Origin of the sequence: Thioalkalivibrio sp. ALJ21, assembly GCF_000378605.1 — a bacterium.
Taxonomy (GTDB): domain Bacteria; phylum Pseudomonadota; class Gammaproteobacteria; order Ectothiorhodospirales; family Ectothiorhodospiraceae; genus Thioalkalivibrio.
Genome location: NZ_KB905156.1, coordinates 1,035,552 through 1,052,220, shown reverse-complemented (window position 1 = coordinate 1,052,220; position 16,669 = coordinate 1,035,552). Strand labels below are relative to the sequence as shown.

Annotated in this window: 16 protein-coding genes and 1 other RNA gene; 3 read left to right on the top strand and 14 right to left on the bottom strand. The window is 66.9% G+C overall.

Translation table 11 applies throughout. From position 1 onward, the window contains the following. Positions 1-4: 4 nt before the first annotated feature. The 9 genes from mraY to rsmI form a co-directional block, all read right to left on the bottom strand. Positions 5-1,087: a phospho-N-acetylmuramoyl-pentapeptide-transferase gene (gene mraY, locus F579_RS0111085; RefSeq protein WP_019023162.1), complete on the bottom strand. Its 1,083-nt coding sequence runs from the start codon at positions 1,085-1,087 to the stop codon at positions 5-7. After that, the gene (gene murF, locus F579_RS0111080; protein ID WP_019023163.1) at positions 1,068-2,441 is read right to left on the bottom strand and encodes a UDP-N-acetylmuramoyl-tripeptide--D-alanyl-D-alanine ligase; all 1,374 of its coding nucleotides are present in this window, start codon (positions 2,439-2,441) and stop codon (positions 1,068-1,070) included. Before murF ends, mraY begins: the two co-directional genes overlap by 20 nt. Next, positions 2,438-3,955, bottom strand: coding sequence for a UDP-N-acetylmuramoyl-L-alanyl-D-glutamate--2,6-diaminopimelate ligase (locus F579_RS0111075; protein WP_019023164.1), 1,518 nt, complete (start codon positions 3,953-3,955; stop codon positions 2,438-2,440). Before F579_RS0111075 ends, murF begins: the two co-directional genes overlap by 4 nt. Beyond that, positions 3,952-5,667, bottom strand: a complete 1,716-nt coding sequence (locus tag F579_RS0111070; protein ID WP_019023165.1) for a penicillin-binding protein 2 — start codon at positions 5,665-5,667, stop codon at positions 3,952-3,954. Before F579_RS0111070 ends, F579_RS0111075 begins: the two co-directional genes overlap by 4 nt. Further along, positions 5,655-5,939, bottom strand: coding sequence for a cell division protein FtsL (ftsL, locus tag F579_RS0111065; RefSeq protein ID WP_019023166.1), 285 nt, complete (start codon positions 5,937-5,939; stop codon positions 5,655-5,657). The genes F579_RS0111070 and ftsL overlap by 13 nt, the downstream gene beginning before the upstream one ends. Beyond that, positions 5,939-6,868 carry a 16S rRNA (cytosine(1402)-N(4))-methyltransferase RsmH gene (gene rsmH / locus F579_RS0111060; protein WP_038029621.1) on the bottom strand — a complete coding sequence of 310 codons (930 nt, stop codon included), beginning with the start codon at positions 6,866-6,868 and terminating at the stop codon, positions 5,939-5,941. Before rsmH ends, ftsL begins: the two co-directional genes overlap by 1 nt. A 2-nt stretch (positions 6,869-6,870) precedes the next feature. Continuing rightward, complete coding sequence (gene mraZ, locus F579_RS0111055; RefSeq protein WP_019023168.1) at positions 6,871-7,311, bottom strand: division/cell wall cluster transcriptional repressor MraZ; 441 nt, start codon at positions 7,309-7,311, stop codon at positions 6,871-6,873. Between the two features lie 292 nt (positions 7,312-7,603). Then, positions 7,604-7,950: RNase P RNA component class A (gene rnpB, locus F579_RS14750), an RNA gene on the bottom strand. A 48-nt stretch (positions 7,951-7,998) separates the two neighbouring features. Continuing rightward, positions 7,999-8,835 (bottom strand): 16S rRNA (cytidine(1402)-2'-O)-methyltransferase, encoded by an 837-nt coding sequence (gene rsmI, locus F579_RS0111050; RefSeq protein WP_019023169.1) that lies wholly within the window; start codon positions 8,833-8,835, stop codon positions 7,999-8,001. Between the two features lie 80 nt (positions 8,836-8,915). Here rsmI and F579_RS0111045 point away from each other — a divergent pair, with 80 nt between their 5' ends. The 3 genes from F579_RS0111045 to F579_RS0111035 are packed head-to-tail and all read left to right on the top strand — an operon-like array spanning position 8,916 to position 12,532. Continuing rightward, the gene (locus tag F579_RS0111045) at positions 8,916-10,781 is read left to right on the top strand and encodes a penicillin-binding protein activator (RefSeq protein ID WP_019023170.1); all 1,866 of its coding nucleotides are present in this window, start codon (positions 8,916-8,918) and stop codon (positions 10,779-10,781) included. A 3-nt stretch (positions 10,782-10,784) separates the two neighbouring features. Then, positions 10,785-11,141 (top strand): YraN family protein, encoded by a 357-nt coding sequence (locus F579_RS0111040; RefSeq protein WP_019023171.1) that lies wholly within the window; start codon positions 10,785-10,787, stop codon positions 11,139-11,141. Continuing rightward, positions 11,138-12,532, top strand: a complete 1,395-nt coding sequence (locus tag F579_RS0111035) for an FAD-binding oxidoreductase (protein WP_019023172.1) — start codon at positions 11,138-11,140, stop codon at positions 12,530-12,532. Before F579_RS0111040 ends, F579_RS0111035 begins: the two co-directional genes overlap by 4 nt. Here F579_RS0111035 and F579_RS0111030 read toward each other — a convergent pair. The 5 genes from F579_RS0111030 to petA form a co-directional block, all read right to left on the bottom strand. After that, complete coding sequence (locus tag F579_RS0111030) at positions 12,525-12,959, bottom strand: ClpXP protease specificity-enhancing factor (protein WP_019023173.1); 435 nt, start codon at positions 12,957-12,959, stop codon at positions 12,525-12,527. The genes F579_RS0111035 and F579_RS0111030 overlap by 8 nt on opposite strands. Next, positions 12,956-13,582, bottom strand: coding sequence for a glutathione S-transferase N-terminal domain-containing protein (locus F579_RS0111025; RefSeq protein WP_012983578.1), 627 nt, complete (start codon positions 13,580-13,582; stop codon positions 12,956-12,958). The genes F579_RS0111030 and F579_RS0111025 overlap by 4 nt, the downstream gene beginning before the upstream one ends. 105 nt (positions 13,583-13,687) lie before the next feature. Continuing rightward, positions 13,688-14,431, bottom strand: a complete 744-nt coding sequence (locus F579_RS0111020) for a cytochrome c1 (protein WP_012983579.1) — start codon at positions 14,429-14,431, stop codon at positions 13,688-13,690. Continuing rightward, complete coding sequence (locus tag F579_RS0111015) at positions 14,431-15,840, bottom strand: cytochrome b N-terminal domain-containing protein (RefSeq protein ID WP_019023174.1); 1,410 nt, start codon at positions 15,838-15,840, stop codon at positions 14,431-14,433. Before F579_RS0111015 ends, F579_RS0111020 begins: the two co-directional genes overlap by 1 nt. Next, the gene (petA, locus tag F579_RS0111010) at positions 15,840-16,442 is read right to left on the bottom strand and encodes a ubiquinol-cytochrome c reductase iron-sulfur subunit (protein ID WP_026300959.1); all 603 of its coding nucleotides are present in this window, start codon (positions 16,440-16,442) and stop codon (positions 15,840-15,842) included. The genes F579_RS0111015 and petA overlap by 1 nt, the downstream gene beginning before the upstream one ends. Positions 16,443-16,669 lie beyond the last annotated feature (227 nt).

Here is a 16,669-nt window from a genome sequence, read left to right as displayed (position 1 = left end):
GGCGTCAGCGGATCTTCAGGGTCGCAAGACCGATCAGGACGAACACAACGGTCAGAATCCAGAAGCGCACGATCACGCGCGGCTCTGGCCAGCCCTTGAGTTCGAAGTGGTGATGCAGCGGCGCCATGCGGAAGATGCGCCGTCCAGTGAGCTTGAACGAGGCGACCTGCAGCATCACCGACAGCGTCTCCAGCACGAAGATGCCGCCCATGATCAGAAGCACGATCTCCTGGCGGGTCAGGATCGCCATCATGCCCAGGGCCGCGCCCAGGGCCAGGGCCCCGACATCGCCCATGAAGACCTGGGCGGGATAGGCGTTGAACCACAGAAAACCGAGTCCGGCGCCGACCAGCGCGGCGGCGAAGACGCCGACCTCGCCCACCCCCGGCACCGCGGGGATCTGCAGGTAATCCGCGAAGACCGCGTGGCCGGCCGCATAGGCGAATACCCCGAGGGCTCCGGCCACCAGCACCGCCGGCATAATCGCCAGGCCGTCGAGTCCGTCGGTCAGGTTGACCGCGTTGGAGGACCCGACCACGACCAGCCAGACCAGCGGGATGAACAGCCAGCCGAGGTGCAGTTCGAAATCCTTGAAAATCGGGAGATAGAAGCTCGTCTCCACCGGGCTCTGCGCGGTGGCCATGATCACCCCGGCGGCGATCAGCGCGAACAGCGTCTGCCACAGGAGCTTGGCCTTGGCCGAGAGCCCCTTGCTGTTGCCGTAGCGCAGCTTCAGATAGTCATCCCAGCCGCCGACTGCACCAAAGGCCAGCGTGGTCAACAGCACAATCCAGACGAAGCGGTTCGTCAGGTCGCTCCACAGCAGCGTGGCGACCGCCACCGCCACCAGGATCAGCGCCCCGCCCATGGTCGGAGTACCCGCCTTGCTCAGATGCGACTCGGGCCCGTCGTCCCGGACCTGCTGGCCGACGTTGCCAACCGTCAGCCGACGGATCATCGCCGGGCCAATTAGCAGCGCAATCGCCAGCGCGGTGACCACGCCCAGAATCGCGCGCAGCGTCAGGTACTGAAAGACCGTGAAGCCGCTATAGAACTGCGTGAGATACTCAGTCAGCGCGTACAGCATTCGCAGCCCCCCGCGCCGACGGGGCCATCTCCAGCCCTTCGATGATTCGCTCCATGTGCTGGCTGCGCGAGCCCTTGATCAGGACCGTGGTCTCGTCCTCCAGCAGCGCTTCCAGGCGCGTCCGCAGGGCGTCATGGTCGGCAAACCACTCGCCGCCCTCGCCAAAGGCCTCGGCGCTGTCGCGCGCGGCCTCGCCCAGGGCCAGGCAGTAGTCCACACCCATCGCGCGGGCCAGCGCCCCGGTCTCACGGTGCAGCACCGGAGTCTCGGCGCCCAGCTCCCCCATCGCACCCAGTACGAGGATGCGCCGGCCGGGCATCGCGGCCAGCACCTCGAGCCCCGCGCGCAGCGAGTCGGGATTGGCGTTGTAGGTGTCGTCCCAGAGGCGGGCACCGCTGACATGCCAGAGCTCCTGCAGACGCCCCTGCACCGGCGTCCAGCGCGCCAGCCCGTTGGCAATCGCGTCGATCGCCACCCCGACCGCATTGGCCGCAGCGGCCGCTGCGATTGCATTGGCGGCGACATGGCGCCCCGGACTGGCCAGACGCAGGTCTCGACCGGCACCCAGAATGGTCAGCCGAAGGCAGTCGGGAGCCTGCCACATGCCCTCGATCTCGCCGCCCCCCTCCAGGGAAAAGCGCTGGCAATGGTGGTGCTCATTGAGCGACAGCCAGTAGTCCGCGAATGGATCGTCCAGATTGACTACCGCCGTCCCACCCTGCGGTGGCAGACCGGAATAGATCTCGGCCTTGGCGTGGGCCACGCCCTCGAGACTCCCAAAGCCTTCCAGATGGGCGCGGCCGGCATTGGTGATCATTGCGACCATCGGTTCGGTCCAGCGCGCCATGCGGGCAATTTCGCCAGCATGGTTGGCGCCCATCTCGATCACCGCGTAATCGGTGTCCTCGGGCATGGCCAGCAGCGTCAGCGGCACGCCGATCTCGTTATTCAGGTTGCCCTGGGTGGCATGCACCGAGCCCACGCCCTCGAGGATGCAGCGCAGCATCTCCTTGGTCGTGGTCTTGCCGTTGGAGCCGGTCAGCGCGATCACCCGCGCCCGGCTGCGGCGGCGCCAGTGCTGGGCCAGCCGGCCCAGGGCCTCGCCGGTATCGGCCACGACCACCTGCGGGTGCGGGACATCCAGCACGCGCTCCACCAGCAGCACAGCGGCCGGCAGGTCGGCGGCGACATGCTCGTGGCCATCAAAACGGGGACCGCGCAGGGCCACGAACAGACCCCCCTCGAGCGGGTGCCGGGTATCGGTGAACACCCCCTCGAAGGCCTGCTGGCCATCTCCGTTTTCCAGACGGCCGCGCACGGCGTCCGCCAGTTCCTGTCCGGTCATCCGGATCATTGGATACCCCCCCCACTGTCTCCCGCATTCGTCCGAGCGGCGAGCTCGCGCGCCAGCTCGCGATCACTGAACGGATAAAACTGCGTACCCACCTGCTGAGTGGTCTCGTGCCCCTTGCCCGCCAGCAGGATGACGTCGCCCGGGCCCGCCTCGGCCACCGCCGCGCGCACCGCCGCCTCGCGATCGCCCAGCTCGCGGCAGGCCTCGGGCCGGTCACAGCCGGCGAGTACGGCGGCGCGGATCGCGGCCGGGTCTTCGGAACGCGGGTTGTCGTCCGTCACGATCACCTGGTCGGCGCGCGCACTGGCGGCCCGCCCCATGGCCGGACGCTTGGTGACATCGCGATCCCCGCCGCAGCCAAAGACCACGATCAGACGGCCGGCAGTGTGCGGCCGCAGGGCATCCAGCGCCGCAGCCAGGGCCTGTTCGGTATGCGCATAGTCCACGACCAGCAATGCCCCACTGGGCAGCTCGAAGCGCTCCATGCGCCCCGGGACACCGCGCAGACGCGACACCGCATCGACGGCGGCCTGCCAGGAATGACCCAGCGCCCGCAGGGCGGCGAGCGTCGCCAGCAGATTGCCGACCTGGAACAGCCCGAACAGGGCCGCCTGCACCGGCCAGGCCTCGCCGGCCGCCTCCAGCGTGAAGCGAATGCCGTCGGAGCCTGCCTGGACCTCCCGCGCGACCAGGTCGGCGGAGGCCCCGACGGCGCTGTAGGTGAGGATGTGTTCAGCCGTGGTTTCACGGATCAGGCGCTGCCCGAGGGCGTCGTCGGCATTGAGCACCGCAGTCTCCAACCCCGGCCAGGCGAACAGCCGCGCCTTGGCGTCGGCATAGGCCTGCTGGCTGCCATGAAAATCCAGATGGTCCGAACCCAGCCGGGTCAGCACGGCGACGCGCACTGGCAACCCGGCCATGCGCCCCTGTTCAAGGCCGTGGGACGAGGCCTCGATCGAGAGCGCGCGGCAGCCGTCGGCGGCCAGCTGCGCCAGGTGCCGGTGCAGGTCAATCACACCCGGAGTGGTATGACCACAGTCTTCCAGTGCTCCGAGGCGCCCCACACCGAGCGTCCCGACGACCCCCGTGGGGGCACCGAGCTGCTCCAGGGCGCCAGCGAGCAACTGGCTGACCGAGGTCTTGCCATCGGTACCGGTCACCGCGACGACGGGATAATCGGTCGGCCAGGCACCCCACAGGGCGTCACAGATCGCCGGCAACGCGGCGCGCAGACCCGGGAGATGCAGCACCGGGATGCTCAGGGCCGGCGCCGCCTCGGCCTCGTCCCACAGGATGGCCACAGCCCCCTGCTCGGCCGCGGCCCGCGCATGGGCAAGGCCGTGCCCCTGGGTGCCGCGCAGGGCCACGAAGACGGCACCCGGGGTCACCCGGCGGCTGTCCTGGGCGAGGTCGGTTACACGCTGCCCGGCGACCTCGAGCGGCAGCGCTGGCGCCCCGGCGGGCCACAGGCTGCCCAGTGTCGCGACGTTCTGGACCGTATTCGCCGCCATCATGTCGAGCCCTCGCGTTCGGCGGCGAACTGCATGGGGATCTCCGGCATCGCGTCCGGGCGCACGTTGAACATCCGCAGCGCCGAGCCGATCACGTTGCGGAATACCGGCGCCGCCACGGCGCCGCCGAAGTAGGTGCCAGCATTGGGTTCGTCGATCACCACGGCCATCACGAATCGCGGATCCGAGGCCGGGGCCAGGCCCACGAAGCTGGAGATGTAGCGGTCCTCGGTGTAGCCACCGGGGCCGCTCTTGCGGCTGGTACCGGTCTTGCCCGCGATGCGGTAGCCGTCGATCGCGGCCTGACGGGCGGTTCCCTCGGAGCCGATCGTGTGTTCCATCATCGCGAGCACACGCTGGGCGGTTTCCGGGGACATCACACCCGCCGGTTCGCGCAGGTCGTCGGCGGTCTGCACCAGCCGCACCGGGATGCGCTGACCGTCGTTGGCAAACGCGGTATAGGCCGCGGCCATCTGCAGCGGGGTAATGGAGAGGCCGTAGCCATACCCCATCGTGGCCTGTTCGACCTCGCGCCAGGTCGGGAAGTCGCGCAGGCGGCCGCTCACCTCGCCCGGGAAGTGGGTCCCGGTCGACTGGCCGAACCCGGCCTGGTGCAGCACTTGCCAGAACCGGTCCGGCGGCATGTCCAGTGCCAGCTTGGTGGCGCCGACATTGCTGGAGCGCGCGATCAGGGTGGTCAGGTCGATCACGCCATAGTCTCGAAAGTCGCGCACGGTCAGCCGCCCGACACGCATGGTCCCGGGACGGGTGTCCAGGGTCACATTGGGGTCGATGATGCCGGCATCCAGGGCCGCCGCAACGGTGAAGGGCTTGATGACGGAACCCGGCTCCATGCTGTCGGTCAGGGACCGGTTGCGCGCGAGCTCCGAGCGGATCGAACCGCGATTGTTCGGGTTGAAACTCGGCTGATTGACCATCGCCAGGACATCACCCGTACGGGCGTCCAGCAGCACGGCCGACCCGCCCTGGGCATCGTGCTCCGCCACCGCGGCCTTCAGCTCACGGTAGGCCAGATACTGCAGGCGCTGATCGATGGTCAGGCGCAGCGTGCGGCCGTCGCGGGCGGGGCGGATACTGGCCACATCGCGGATCGTGCGTCCGTGGCGGTCGCGCAACACCCGCTTGGCACCCGGCGCGCCCGACAGCCAGTCGTTGAACGCAAGCTCGACGCCCTCCTGCCCGCGATCGTCGATATCGGTGTAGCCGAGGATGTGCGAGGTCGTCTCGCCATGCGGGTAGTAGCGCCGGAACTCACGCGTGAGGCCAAGCCCCTGGATGCGCAGGGCGGTCACCTGCTCCGCCTGGGCCGGCAGCATATGCCGACGCAGGTACATGAACTCCCGGCCGGCGCGCGACTCGATGCGCTCGGCCAGCCAGTCGGCATCGACCTGGAGCGCCTCGGCCAGTTCCGGCCAGCGATCGCGTTGCTCCAGCAAGTCCTTCGGGTTCGCCCAGGCGGTCTGCACCGGGGCGGAGATCGCCAGCGGCTCGCCGTTGCGATCCGTGACCATGCCGCGATGGGCCGATTCGGTCAGCGTGCGTACCTGGCGCTGCTCGCCCTGCTGCGTCAGGAAATCGCGGCTGAGCACCTGCAGATCGATCGCGCGCAGCACCAAAGCCACAAGCACCAGCGCGGAGACCACCAGCAGCACCTTCAGGCGGCCATGGCTGACCTGGCGCTTCAGCGCTCCCATGTGCGCCCCCCGATCACCACGATGCGATCCGGCTCGGGCTTGATCATGCCCAGTTCCTCGAGCGCCTGCTGCTCGATACGGCCCTGCGTCGCCCAGGTCGACTGTTCGATCTGCAGCTGCGTCCACTCCAGGTTCAGCGCGTCGCGCTCCGAAAGCTCCGACTGATGCGCGATAAAGGCCTGGCGTGCCTCGTGCTTGGCCGCCACCACACCGACGGCGGAGGCAAAGACCCCGGTCGCCAGAATGATCAGGATGAAGCCGCGAAAGACCATCAGGTGCGCTCCCCCACACGCAGCACCGCCGAGCGTGCGCGCGGGTTGCGGCGCTGCTCTTCGGCGTCGGCACGCACGGGCTTGCCGATCGGGCGCCACGGGCGCTCGGGTGTTTCGGGCATCACCGGCAGCCCGCGCGGCAGGCGCGAGTCCGGGCGCGGCCCACGCAGCGCCTGCTTGACCATGCGGTCCTCAAGCGAATGAAAGCTGATCACCACCATCCGCGCACCCGGGTGCAGGACCTCCGGGATCGTCTCGAGCCACTGCTCCAGCTCCTCAAGCTCCCGGTTCACATAGATGCGCAGGGCCTGAAAGGTGCGCGTGGCCGGGTGCTTGCCCGGCTCGCGCCCGGGGACCGCGCGGCGCACGATCTCGGCCAGCTGCGCAGTCCGCGTAATCGGGGCCTCGGCGCGCGCCGCAACGATCGCACGGGCGACGCGGCGGGAATGGCGTTCCTCGCCGTAGTGGTAGATCACATCCGCGATCTCGTCCTGCTCCGCGCGGGCCAGCCAGTCCGCCGCACTCTCGCCCTGCGTGGGGTCCATGCGCATGTCCAGTGGACCGTCGTGCTGGAAGCTGAAACCACGCTCGGGGGTGTCCAGCTGCGGGGAGGAGACCCCCAGATCCAGGAATACGCCATCCGGCGCACGATCAGGGAAGCGCCGACGCAGGGTATCGGCCATTGCCGAGAACGGCCCCGGCTCGAAGGAGAAGCGTGGATCGTCCGCAAACGAAGAGGCGGCCGCAGCCGCCTCGGGGTCCCGGTCCATCGCCAGCAGGCTTCCGCCGGCGCCGAGGCGATCGAGAATCGCGCGGCTGTGCCCGCCGCGCCCGAAGGTCCCATCCACATAGAACCCGTCAGCGCGCACGGCCAGCCCCTCCAGCACCGCGTCGCGCAGCACCGGGATATGAGCGACGGTTTCCGTCATGGTCACAACGCAATGGACTCGAGCGCGTCGTCATCCACGTCACCCCCCAGCGCCTGCTCGCAACGGGCATCCCAGCAATCGGCGTCCCAGATCTCGAACTTGTTGCCCTGCCCCAGCAGCACCGCGCGCTTGTCCAGGCTGGCGTACTGGCGCAGCGGCGTCGGCAGCAGGAGACGGCCACTACCGTCCAGCTCGCACTCGGTCGCATGACCGACCAGGAGTCGCTGCAGGTTGCGGACCTTCGGATTCATGTTGGGGCGGGACATCAGACTTTGCTCGATGCGCTCCCACTCGGGGAACGGGTACAGGAGCAGGCACCGGTCGGGGTCTACGGTAATCACCAGCTGGCCGCCACAGGATGCCGCCAGCGTATCGCGATAGCGCGCGGGCATGGCCAGGCGACCCTTGGCATCCAGATTGAGTTGGCTTACGCCTCGAAACATGGCCGGTACCGGTTGCGGTGGTCACCCACCTTTCCCCACCTTTTCCCACTTTTCGACACTATAGGTACGGCTATCTCCAGGAGTCAAGAAAATTGACCCGAAAGAACCAAAAATAAGCGTTGAATCACAGAGACTTAGCGAACACCTGCCCAGCGACGGTGCAGCCAGAAAATAAGACCCCAAAAGCCGCGTCTTGAGGGCCACACTTAAGAAACTACTTCACTATTTTTCGACAGGAACCGCCGACACGGCGAGTCACAGGCTCGGGGATGGGGCCGCAAAGGTGGGAAAAAGTGGGAGCCGGCCGTAAGCCGGGTTCTGTCGTGGACAGTCATTCATCTGGGACGTCCGTCACCGGACGCCTCTAGCAGCCTACCCGGGTGCGATGCGGGCCACACCATGCACCCCTATTTGGCCTTGCTCCGGACGGGGTTTACCCTGCCACGGACTGTTACCAGCCGTGCGGTGCGCTCTTACCGCACCTTTTCACCCTTACCTGTGCCCGAAGGCCATCGGCGGTGTATTTTCTGCGGCACTTTCCGTCGGCTCGCGCCGCCCAGGCGTTACCTGGCGTCCTGCCCTGTGGAGCCCGGACTTTCCTCCGCATCCAGTGGATACAGCGACTGCCAGGCCAGCTCCCGCGCTCCTTTTACGCCCGCACCCGCAACAACGCAAGGAAAAACCCCATCAACCCTCGTCCTTCAGACGCAGGGCGCGGGCATAGACACGGTTGCGCGGCACTCCGGTGGCATCGGCAAGGACCCGCACCGCTCGTTTCAATGGGAGCTCCCCCAGCAAGGCCCCGAGCAGGCGCTCATGTTCGTCAGCCAGCGGGGTATCCTCGGACTCCGGATCGGCCGCCTGCGGAGCCGGCGCGAGGATCAACACGAACTCCCCCCTCAGACGATTGGCATCAGCATCGAGCCAGGCCGGGAGCTCGCCCGCAACACCTCTATAGTGTTCCTCGAACTGCTTGGTCAGCTCGCGCCCCAGGAACACCAGCCGCTCCGGTTCCAGTGCGGCCAGATCGTCGGCAGCGGCACGTACGCGATGCGACGACTCGAACAGGATCGTCGTCACCGGCTGCGCCAGCAAAGCCTCCAGCCGGCGACGGCGGGCCCCACCGGCATGCGGCAGGAAACCCTCGAAGCAGAAACGATCGGACGGCAGGCCAGCGACGGCCAGCGCGGCAAGCGGCGCGCTGGCACCAGGCACCGCACGCACCGGCAGCCCTGCCTCGGCGGCCGCTCGTACCAGACGGTACCCCGGGTCGGATACCAGCGGCGTACCGGCATCCGAGATCAACGCGAGATCGTCGCCTGCCTCCAGCGCAGACAATAAAGAGGGGATGCGCTCGCGCTCGTTATGCTCATGGAGGCTGACCAGGGGCGTCTGCACACCCAGGTGCGCGAGCAACCCGCCGCTGTGTCGCGTATCCTCCGCAGCGATACGCGAAACGCGCGCCAGCACGTCACGGGCACGCGGACTGAGATCGGCCAGATTGCCGATCGGCGTGGCAACCACCCATAACGTGCCGCAATTCGTTGACACAACCTGATGCGCTTTCAATACTGACTCCCCAATACGCTGAGCATCCCGCTATCGTGAACCTATACCTCTCTCCAGCCGCCGGGGGGCGCTACCGGGGCCGCCTGGCCCTGAGCCTGCTCGCCGGCGCAATCCTCGCCGGCTGCGCGACGCCGCGCCCGGACCCCACCCCCACCCCGGAACCGGAGGAAGAACGACCCGAGGTCGTTGACCTGCCGGCCGAGCAACAGGCGCCGATCCTGATCAGCGAGGCCTGGGCGGACCCGCAGCCGGACAACGTGCGCGCAGCGATCGACGCGGTCCTGAGACTGGACGAGCCGGACGGCGACCTGGTCGACCGCGCGGACGCGCTGTGGCGCGACCTGGATGCCCAGCACCGGGAACCGCTGGCCGACCGTGTGCGCGGTGCCCGCCTGGCGGCCACACGCGGCGAGTGGGAAACCGCGCGCGAGCGGCTCGGCGCCGACGACCCGGACGACGAAACCCGCACGCCCGAGGTCTACCGCGAGGGCCTGGGCCTGCATGCCCGCCTGCTCGAGCACGAGCGCGAATGGTATCAGGCGCTGGATGCCCGGTTGCGCCTCGACGGCCTGCTCCTGCTGGAGCCCGATGACCAGACGGTTAATCAGGAACGCATCTGGGGTCTGCTCTCGGCGCTTCGACCCGCCCAGCGGGACGGCCTGGCGGCGGGCGAACATCCGGATGCCGAGCCCTGGGTTCGCCTGTTCACCGGATTGCGCAGCGTCAATTCGGAAGACGACGCCCGGCGCGTGGCCGGACAGTGGCGGGAGCGCTATCCGTCGCACCCGGCCAACAGCCTGCTCCCGGAACTGGTCGCAAGTCACCCGCTCCAGCCCGAGGCGCCGGAGACGATCCTGGTCCTCCTGCCGCTGTCCGGTGATCTCGCCCAGCTCGGCAATGCGATCCTCGACGGCATCACGCGCGCCTACTACGCGGAGACCGGGGGCCATGGTCGACTGGTGGTGCGCGACACACGCGGCGACCCCGACACGGCTGCAGACCTCTACAGGCGCGGCATCGAGGACGGTGTGGACCGGATCATCGGACCGCTCGACCGCGATGCGGTGCGCGCGGTGGCCGCAAGCGAGGAGACGCGCCCGACGCTGCTGCTCAACCGTACCCGGCTCGACGGCAACGGTGCCTTCGGCACGCTGGCACTGAATCCGGAAGAGGATGCCTACGCCGTGGTGGACCGCGCGGTGCGCACGGGTTGGCGCAACCCGCTGGTAATCCTGCCAGAGGGTCAGTTCGGGGACCGCATTGCCGAGGCCTACCAGGAAGCGCTCGCGGACCACGGCCTGCGGCCGCGGGACATCGTGCGCCTGCGCCCGGATGCCGAGGACATCAATGCCCGGGTGGGCAACGCCCTCGGGATTGAGCAGAGCGAGGCACGTATTCGCGATGTCGCCCGCCGGACTGGCCTGAGCCTGGAGGGTGACCCCCAGGTTCGGGGCGATGCCGATCACCTGTTCGTGACCGGAACCTCGCGCCAGATGCGGCAACTCGTGCCACACCTGCACTTCCACGGGGCCCGGCAACTCCCGATTATGGCGACGCCTCATATCTACGCCGGGCAGCCGAACGCCAATCGTGACCGCGATCTCAACGGCATCGTCTTCCCGGACGCGCCCTATCTGTTCACGACCATCGAGCCGCTGAACGGCGAAATGGCCGAAGGGGTGACTGACGAGCTCCCGCGCTTCGTCGCGCTGGGCATGGATGCGATGCGACTGAGCCTGCATGATCGCGCGGTACGCGAAGCCACCCACCATCAAATCGTTGGGGGTGCCGGCACCTGGTCACTGAACCCGATCAGCGGGGACTGGGTGCGCGAGCCGGTCTGGGCGCGCTTCGAGAGCGGCGCACCACGCCAGCTGGGGTCCACCAGCGAAGGCAGCTGACCGATGTTCCGCCCGGGCATGGCCGGCCAGGCCGCCGAGGAACGAGCGGCGCACTACTTGACCGGGCAAGGCCTTACCCTGGTGGCGCGCAACGTGCGACGGCCGTGGGGCGAGCTGGATCTGGTCGCACGCGAGGGCGACACGCTGGTTCTGGTCGAGGTACGCAAGCGCAGCCACCGCGGCTTTGGCGGCGGAGCCGAGAGTATCGATGCCGGCAAGCGCAGGCGACTGCTACGGGCGGCCGAGGGCTATCTGCAGGAGAGCCGCTGGCAAGGCCCCGTGCGCATCGATGTCGTGCTGCTGGACGGTGACGACACGATCGAATGGCTGCCCGACGCGATTCAGGGGGACCGGGCATGACACCGCTGGCACGCGAAATCGAGCAACTCCTTCCGGCCGAGGACCGCCTGCTGGACCCGGCCGATTGCTGGTCCTACGGTGCCGACAACTCCAAGCTGCATGCCCCGCCGGATGCCGTCGCGTTTGCCCGCGACGCCGAGACGGTCGCTGAACTGGTACGGCTTTGCCGCCGCCTGGGCGCACCCGTGACCTGCCGCGGGCGCGGCACCGGCACCACAGGCGCGGCGGTCCCCGACCATGGCGGATTGGTCCTGTCGTTCGAACGCATGAACCGGATCCTGGAGGTCGACCCGGCAAACCGTTGGCTGATCGCGGAACCTGGCGTAACCAACGGCGAGGTGCAGGAAGTGGCAGGAGCCCATGGGTTTTTCTGGCCCCCGGATCCCACGAGCAGTACTTACTGCACGCTCGGCGGCAATCTGGCCTACAACTCGGCGGGCCCCCATGCCGTGAAGTACGGCACGCCACGGGACAACACCCTGGGGCTTGCGGCCGTGGCCGGCACGGGCGAACCGTTTCGCACCGGCGTGCACACCACCAAGGGTGTCGTCGGGTATGACCTGACCAGGCTACTGATTGGCTCCGAGGGGACCCTCGCCGTAATCACCGAGGCCACGCTGCGCCTCACACCAAAACCCGAAGCCACGCGCCTGATTCAGGCCATGTATCGCACCGTGGGCGACGCGGCCGCCGCCGTGTCGCGGCTGATGGGCCGCGCGGAGGTCCCGTCGGCCCTGGAGTTCATGGACCACTCGGCGATTGCCATGATCCGGGACTATGCATCGGACTGCCCGCTACCCCGCGACGCCGGGGCCATCCTGATGATCGAGACGGACGGCACCGAGGCCGGGATCGACGCAACGACGCGCGGCGTCCGCGCCGCCGCCGATGGCGAGGGTTGCCTGCAGACCATCAGCGCGGACACCCCGGAAGAGGCCCAGGCCTTGTGGGCCGTGCGCAAGGCCCTCTCGCCGGCGCTGCGCACCGTCGCGCCGAAGAAGATCAACGAGGACGTAGTCGTACCCGTCTCCCGCATCCCCGACCTGATCGCGGGCCTCGACCGGCTCGCCCAGGCGCACGCGATCAAGATCGTGAACTTTGGGCACGCCGGTAATGGCAACATCCACGTGAATCTGCTGGTGAACCCGGACGATCCGCAGGAGCTCGCCGCCGCCGAACGCTGCCTGGACGAGGTCTTCACCCTGGTGCTGGGCCTCGGTGGCACCTTGTCCGGCGAACACGGGATCGGGCTAGTGAAACGCGCCTTTGTGGGCCGGGAGATCGATCCCGTGGCGCTGAATCTGATGGCCGGGATCAAGCAGAGCTTCGATCCAGACAATATCCTGAACCCCGGCAAGGCGCCGGGGCCAGACATCACGGGAGTTACTTGACGACCTTCAGGGCAGGACCCTTGCGCTTGGCGGCCGGCTTGTCCCCATTCTGATCGGAGCCCGTGGGGCCAGAGTCGTCCGGTCCGTCGCCGCCCGGGCCATCTTCCGGCCCCGGTCCCGGCTCGCTGCCGAACATCATCCCCTGCCCGTTCTCGCGCGCATAGACGGCGAGCACAGCCTGCGTGGGCACGTAGACATCCATCGGGCTGCCGGCAAAACGCGCGGAGAAGGCCACGGCTTCGTCCCCGATATTCAGGGCCTGTACCGCGGACGGACCGATGTTGAGGGTGATCTTGCCCTGCTCGACAAAGGCATCGGGTACCATCGTGCCCTCCACCGTGGCGTCGACCAGGATATGCGGCGTAAAACCGTTATCCGTGATCCACTCCCACAAGGCCCGGAGCAGATAGGGACGCGAAGAGGTCACAGCCTCAGCTCGCGCTCGGCCTCGGTGAGACTGATCTGGAAGGATTCCCGCTTGCAGACGCGATCCGCGTATTCCTGAATCGCAGTCGGCAGGGACTCGAGGTCGATCCCCAGCGACGGCAGACGCCACATGACCGGGGCGATCGCGCAATCCACGATGCTGAATTCGTCACTCAGGAAGTACGGCTTCAGTTCGAAGATCTCGGCCGAGTTCATCAGGCTCTCGCGCAGGATCTTGCGCGCCTTGGTCAGCCCGCCCCCGGACGCCTTCTTCACCGCGTCCAGCCCCTCGTACCAGTCGCGCTCGACGCGATAAAGCGCCAGTCGCGCGGCCGCACGGGAAACCGGGTCCACCGGCATCAGCGGCGGATGCGGGAAACGCTCGTCCAGGTATTCGGTGATCACGTGCGTCCCGTACAGCGCCAGGTCCCGATCCACCAGGGTCGGCACCTCGTTGTAGGGATTGAGATCGGAGAGATCCTCGGGAAGCTCGTCCGGCCCGAGGTTGACGACATCCACCGCGATGTCCTTCTCGGCGAGGATGATACGCACGCGATGGCAGCGCACGCAGTCGTGAGCGGAAAACAGAGTCATTACGGAACGACGATTGGCGACCAGCGCCATAACTTTCTCCCTACCCCGGTCGTACGGCACGCCGCGCCGGGCAGACGGTCAATAACACCGGCGGGCGCTCATCCCTGAGCGCCCGCCGGCGACGGTTCAGGCCGCCTAGTGTACGTCTTTCCAGTACTCCTTTTTCAAGAAGTAGGCCAGCACGGTAAACACGGCCAGGAAGATGAGGACGTACAGGCCGATGCGCTGACGGTCGAGCTGCATCGGTTCGCCCATGTACGAAAGGTAGGTGACGAGGTCGCGCACCGCGCGATCGTACTCGCTCTGGCTCATGGAGCCGTTGCGCACAAGCTCCAGACGCTCGTTGCCGTCATCGTCCTCGACCAGCTCCTGCCAGCCCTGCAGCTCCCACAGCACGTGGGGCATGCCGACGTTGCTGAACACCGTGTTGTTGGCACCCAGCGGACGGTCCTCGTCGATGTAGAAGCTCTTGAGGAAGGTGTACACCCAGTCCTCACCATGAATGCGGGTCGCCAGGGTCAGATCCGGCGGCGTCACACCAAAGGCCTCGTCGGCATAGGAGTCCGACATCGCGTTCTTCATCAGCGAGCCCGGGTTCACCAGGTCGCCATCCTCATCGGTGATGAAGATGAAGTTCTCGGTAACCTGCTCCTCGGTCAGACCGATGTCGCGACCCACGCGGTTGTAGCGCATGTACTGGGTGGAGTGGCAGGCCATGCAGTAGTTCATGTACAGCCGGGCGCCGCGTTGCAGCGACGCCTGGTTGGTCACGTCCACATTGGCTTTTTGCAGATCACCACTGTAGCTGGCGGCCGAGGCCGCCGGCACGGTGAACAGGGCCGCCAGGGCCATAACAGTCGTTGCGATAAACGTTTTCATTACGAAGTCACCCTTTCCGGAACGGCACGATCACGACCCAGACCCCGGGCAAACACCGGGACCACCATGCAGACGAACAGATGCACGGTCGGGATCAGCCAGGACCACATAATCAGGCTTGCGTCACTCGGATCGAAGCGCGTGATGTCGTAGAGGGTGTAGATACCCACGACCACCGCGAACAGGATCAGACTGACCGCCGCAGAGCGCTCCCGACTGAGGAACCACAGCAGGAAGAAGAACGCGAAGTACACGAGCGACCAGCGGAAGCTCATTTCGCTGATCATCGTGGTCGCCTGCTGCAGACCGAGCCAGCCCAGGATCACGAAGGCCACCACGAATGCCGCCAGGTTGAACTTGGCCGCGAACGAGCGATAGCGCATCGACAGAACCGGGTTGCGGTCCAGCCAGGGGATGAAGAACAACATCACCACCGCAAGGCCCATGGCCACCACGCCGAGGAACGGATCCGGCACGGAGCGCAGCACCGAGTACATCGAGGTGAAATACCAGACCGGCGGAATCAGTTCAGGGGTAACCAACGGGTCGGCGGGGATCATGTTGTCCGGCTTCAGGAACAGGCCGCCGCCCATCGGGAAGAAGAACATGATGACCGCGAACACCATCAGGAAGACGCTGACGCCGACGATGTCCTTCACGGTGTAGTACGGGTGGAACGGGATACCGTCCTTCGGGATGCCGTTCTCGTCCTTGTTCTTCTTGATCTCGACGCCGTCGGGATTGTTCGAACCCACTTCGTGCAGCGCGATGATGTGCGCGGCCACCAGCAGGATCAGCACCAGCGGCAGGGCAATCACGTGCAGCGCGAAGAAGCGCGTCAGCGTGGCATCGGACAGCAGGAAGTCACCGCGAATCCAGGTCACCAGATCCGGCCCGATGTACGGGATGGTCTGGAACAGGTTCACGATCACCTGCGCGCCCCAGTAGGACATCTGGCCCCACGGCAGCAGGTAGCCGGCGAAGGCTTCGGCCATCAGCACCAGATAGATCAGCACACCAAAGATCCAGATCAGCTCGCGTGGCTTCTTGTAGGAGCCGTACAGGAGTGCCCGGAACATGTGCAGGTAGACCACCACGAAGAACATCGAGGCGCCTGTGGAATGCATGTAGCGAATCAGCCAGCCCCACTCCACGTCACGCATGATGTACTCGACCGACGCGAAGGCCAGCTCGGCGTCGGGCTTGTAGAACATGGTCAGGAAGATGCCGGAGACGATCTGGATGACCAGCACCAGCAGGGCGAGGGAACCGAAGAAATACCAGAAGTTGAAGTTCTTCGGTGCGTAATACTGAGCCAGATGTTCGTTCCACATCTGGGACAGGGGGAAGCGGGCGTCAACCCAGCCCAGCAGCCCACCCTGCCACTTTTCCGCGGGATTACCGGCCATCAGACAGCTCCTCCGTCTTCATCTTCACCCACGAGCAGCAGGTTGTCCGTGATGTAGTGGTGCGGCGGCACCTCGAGGTTGTCGACCGCCGGCATGTTGCGATAGACGCGGCCGGCCATGTCGAAACGCGAACCGTGGCAACCGCACAGCCAGCCGCCCTGCCAGTCGGAACCCATACCGGGATCACCGATCTCCGGACGGAACGACGGCGAGCACCCGAGGTGGGTGCAGATCCCGATCAGCACCAGGATTTCCGGCTTGATCGAGCGGTGCTCGTTCTGCGCGTATTCCGGCTGCTGGGCCTCGTTCTCGGAGTCCGGATCGCGCAGGCGATCGGTCACCTGGGACAAACCATCCAGCATCTCGTCGGTACGCCGCACGATCCAGATCGGCTGTCCACGCCACTCGATGCTGACGCGCTGGCCGGGCTCGACCTCGGTCACGTCGAACTCGACCGGAGCCCCTGCTGCCTGAGCGCGCGCGCTGGGCTGCAAGGACGCCAGGAACGGAGTCGCGACCGCTGCGACACCGGCACCGCCGACGACTGTCGTCGCGGCGACGAGGAACCGGCGACGGCCTCGATTTACGCCTTGGTTTGCCATGTTTGTCTCTCCAAACAACGTGTTGAAATCGTGTCTCGGCAGCCACTCGATACGCGGACGAGGGTGCGGAGATGCCCGCAGACTACCCCGTGAGCGCGCCGCCCTGGGCGCGCTCACGGGCGAACGGGCAGGCCACCGCGGGGCGGCCAGTAAAATCCGATAGAATTCCCGAACACGCTAATAAGGTCAAGTAGGTGAATGCCTTAAGACCGGGCGGACGGCCTCGC

Coding starts and splice junctions, on each gene's coding strand:
- F579_RS0111035 (WP_019023172.1), top strand. CDS start 11,138: ATGACACCGCTGGCACGCGAAATCGAGCAACTCCTTCCGGCCGAGGAC.
- ftsL (WP_019023166.1), bottom strand. CDS start 5,939: ATGGTCTTTCGCGGCTTCATCCTGATCATTCTGGCGACCGGGGTCTTT.
- murF (WP_019023163.1), bottom strand. CDS start 2,441: ATGATCCGGATGACCGGACAGGAACTGGCGGACGCCGTGCGCGGCCGT.
- F579_RS0111070 (WP_019023165.1), bottom strand. CDS start 5,667: ATGGGAGCGCTGAAGCGCCAGGTCAGCCATGGCCGCCTGAAGGTGCTG.
- F579_RS0111020 (WP_012983579.1), bottom strand. CDS start 14,431: ATGAAAACGTTTATCGCAACGACTGTTATGGCCCTGGCGGCCCTGTTC.
- F579_RS0111040 (WP_019023171.1), top strand. CDS start 10,785: ATGTTCCGCCCGGGCATGGCCGGCCAGGCCGCCGAGGAACGAGCGGCG.
- mraY (WP_019023162.1), bottom strand. CDS start 1,087: ATGCTGTACGCGCTGACTGAGTATCTCACGCAGTTCTATAGCGGCTTC.
- rsmH (WP_038029621.1), bottom strand. CDS start 6,868: ATGACGGAAACCGTCGCTCATATCCCGGTGCTGCGCGACGCGGTGCTG.
- F579_RS0111015 (WP_019023174.1), bottom strand. CDS start 15,840: ATGGCCGGTAATCCCGCGGAAAAGTGGCAGGGTGGGCTGCTGGGCTGG.
- petA (WP_026300959.1), bottom strand. CDS start 16,442: ATGGCAAACCAAGGCGTAAATCGAGGCCGTCGCCGGTTCCTCGTCGCC.
- mraZ (WP_019023168.1), bottom strand. CDS start 7,311: ATGTTTCGAGGCGTAAGCCAACTCAATCTGGATGCCAAGGGTCGCCTG.
- F579_RS0111025 (WP_012983578.1), bottom strand. CDS start 13,582: ATGGCGCTGGTCGCCAATCGTCGTTCCGTAATGACTCTGTTTTCCGCT.
- F579_RS0111075 (WP_019023164.1), bottom strand. CDS start 3,955: ATGATGGCGGCGAATACGGTCCAGAACGTCGCGACACTGGGCAGCCTG.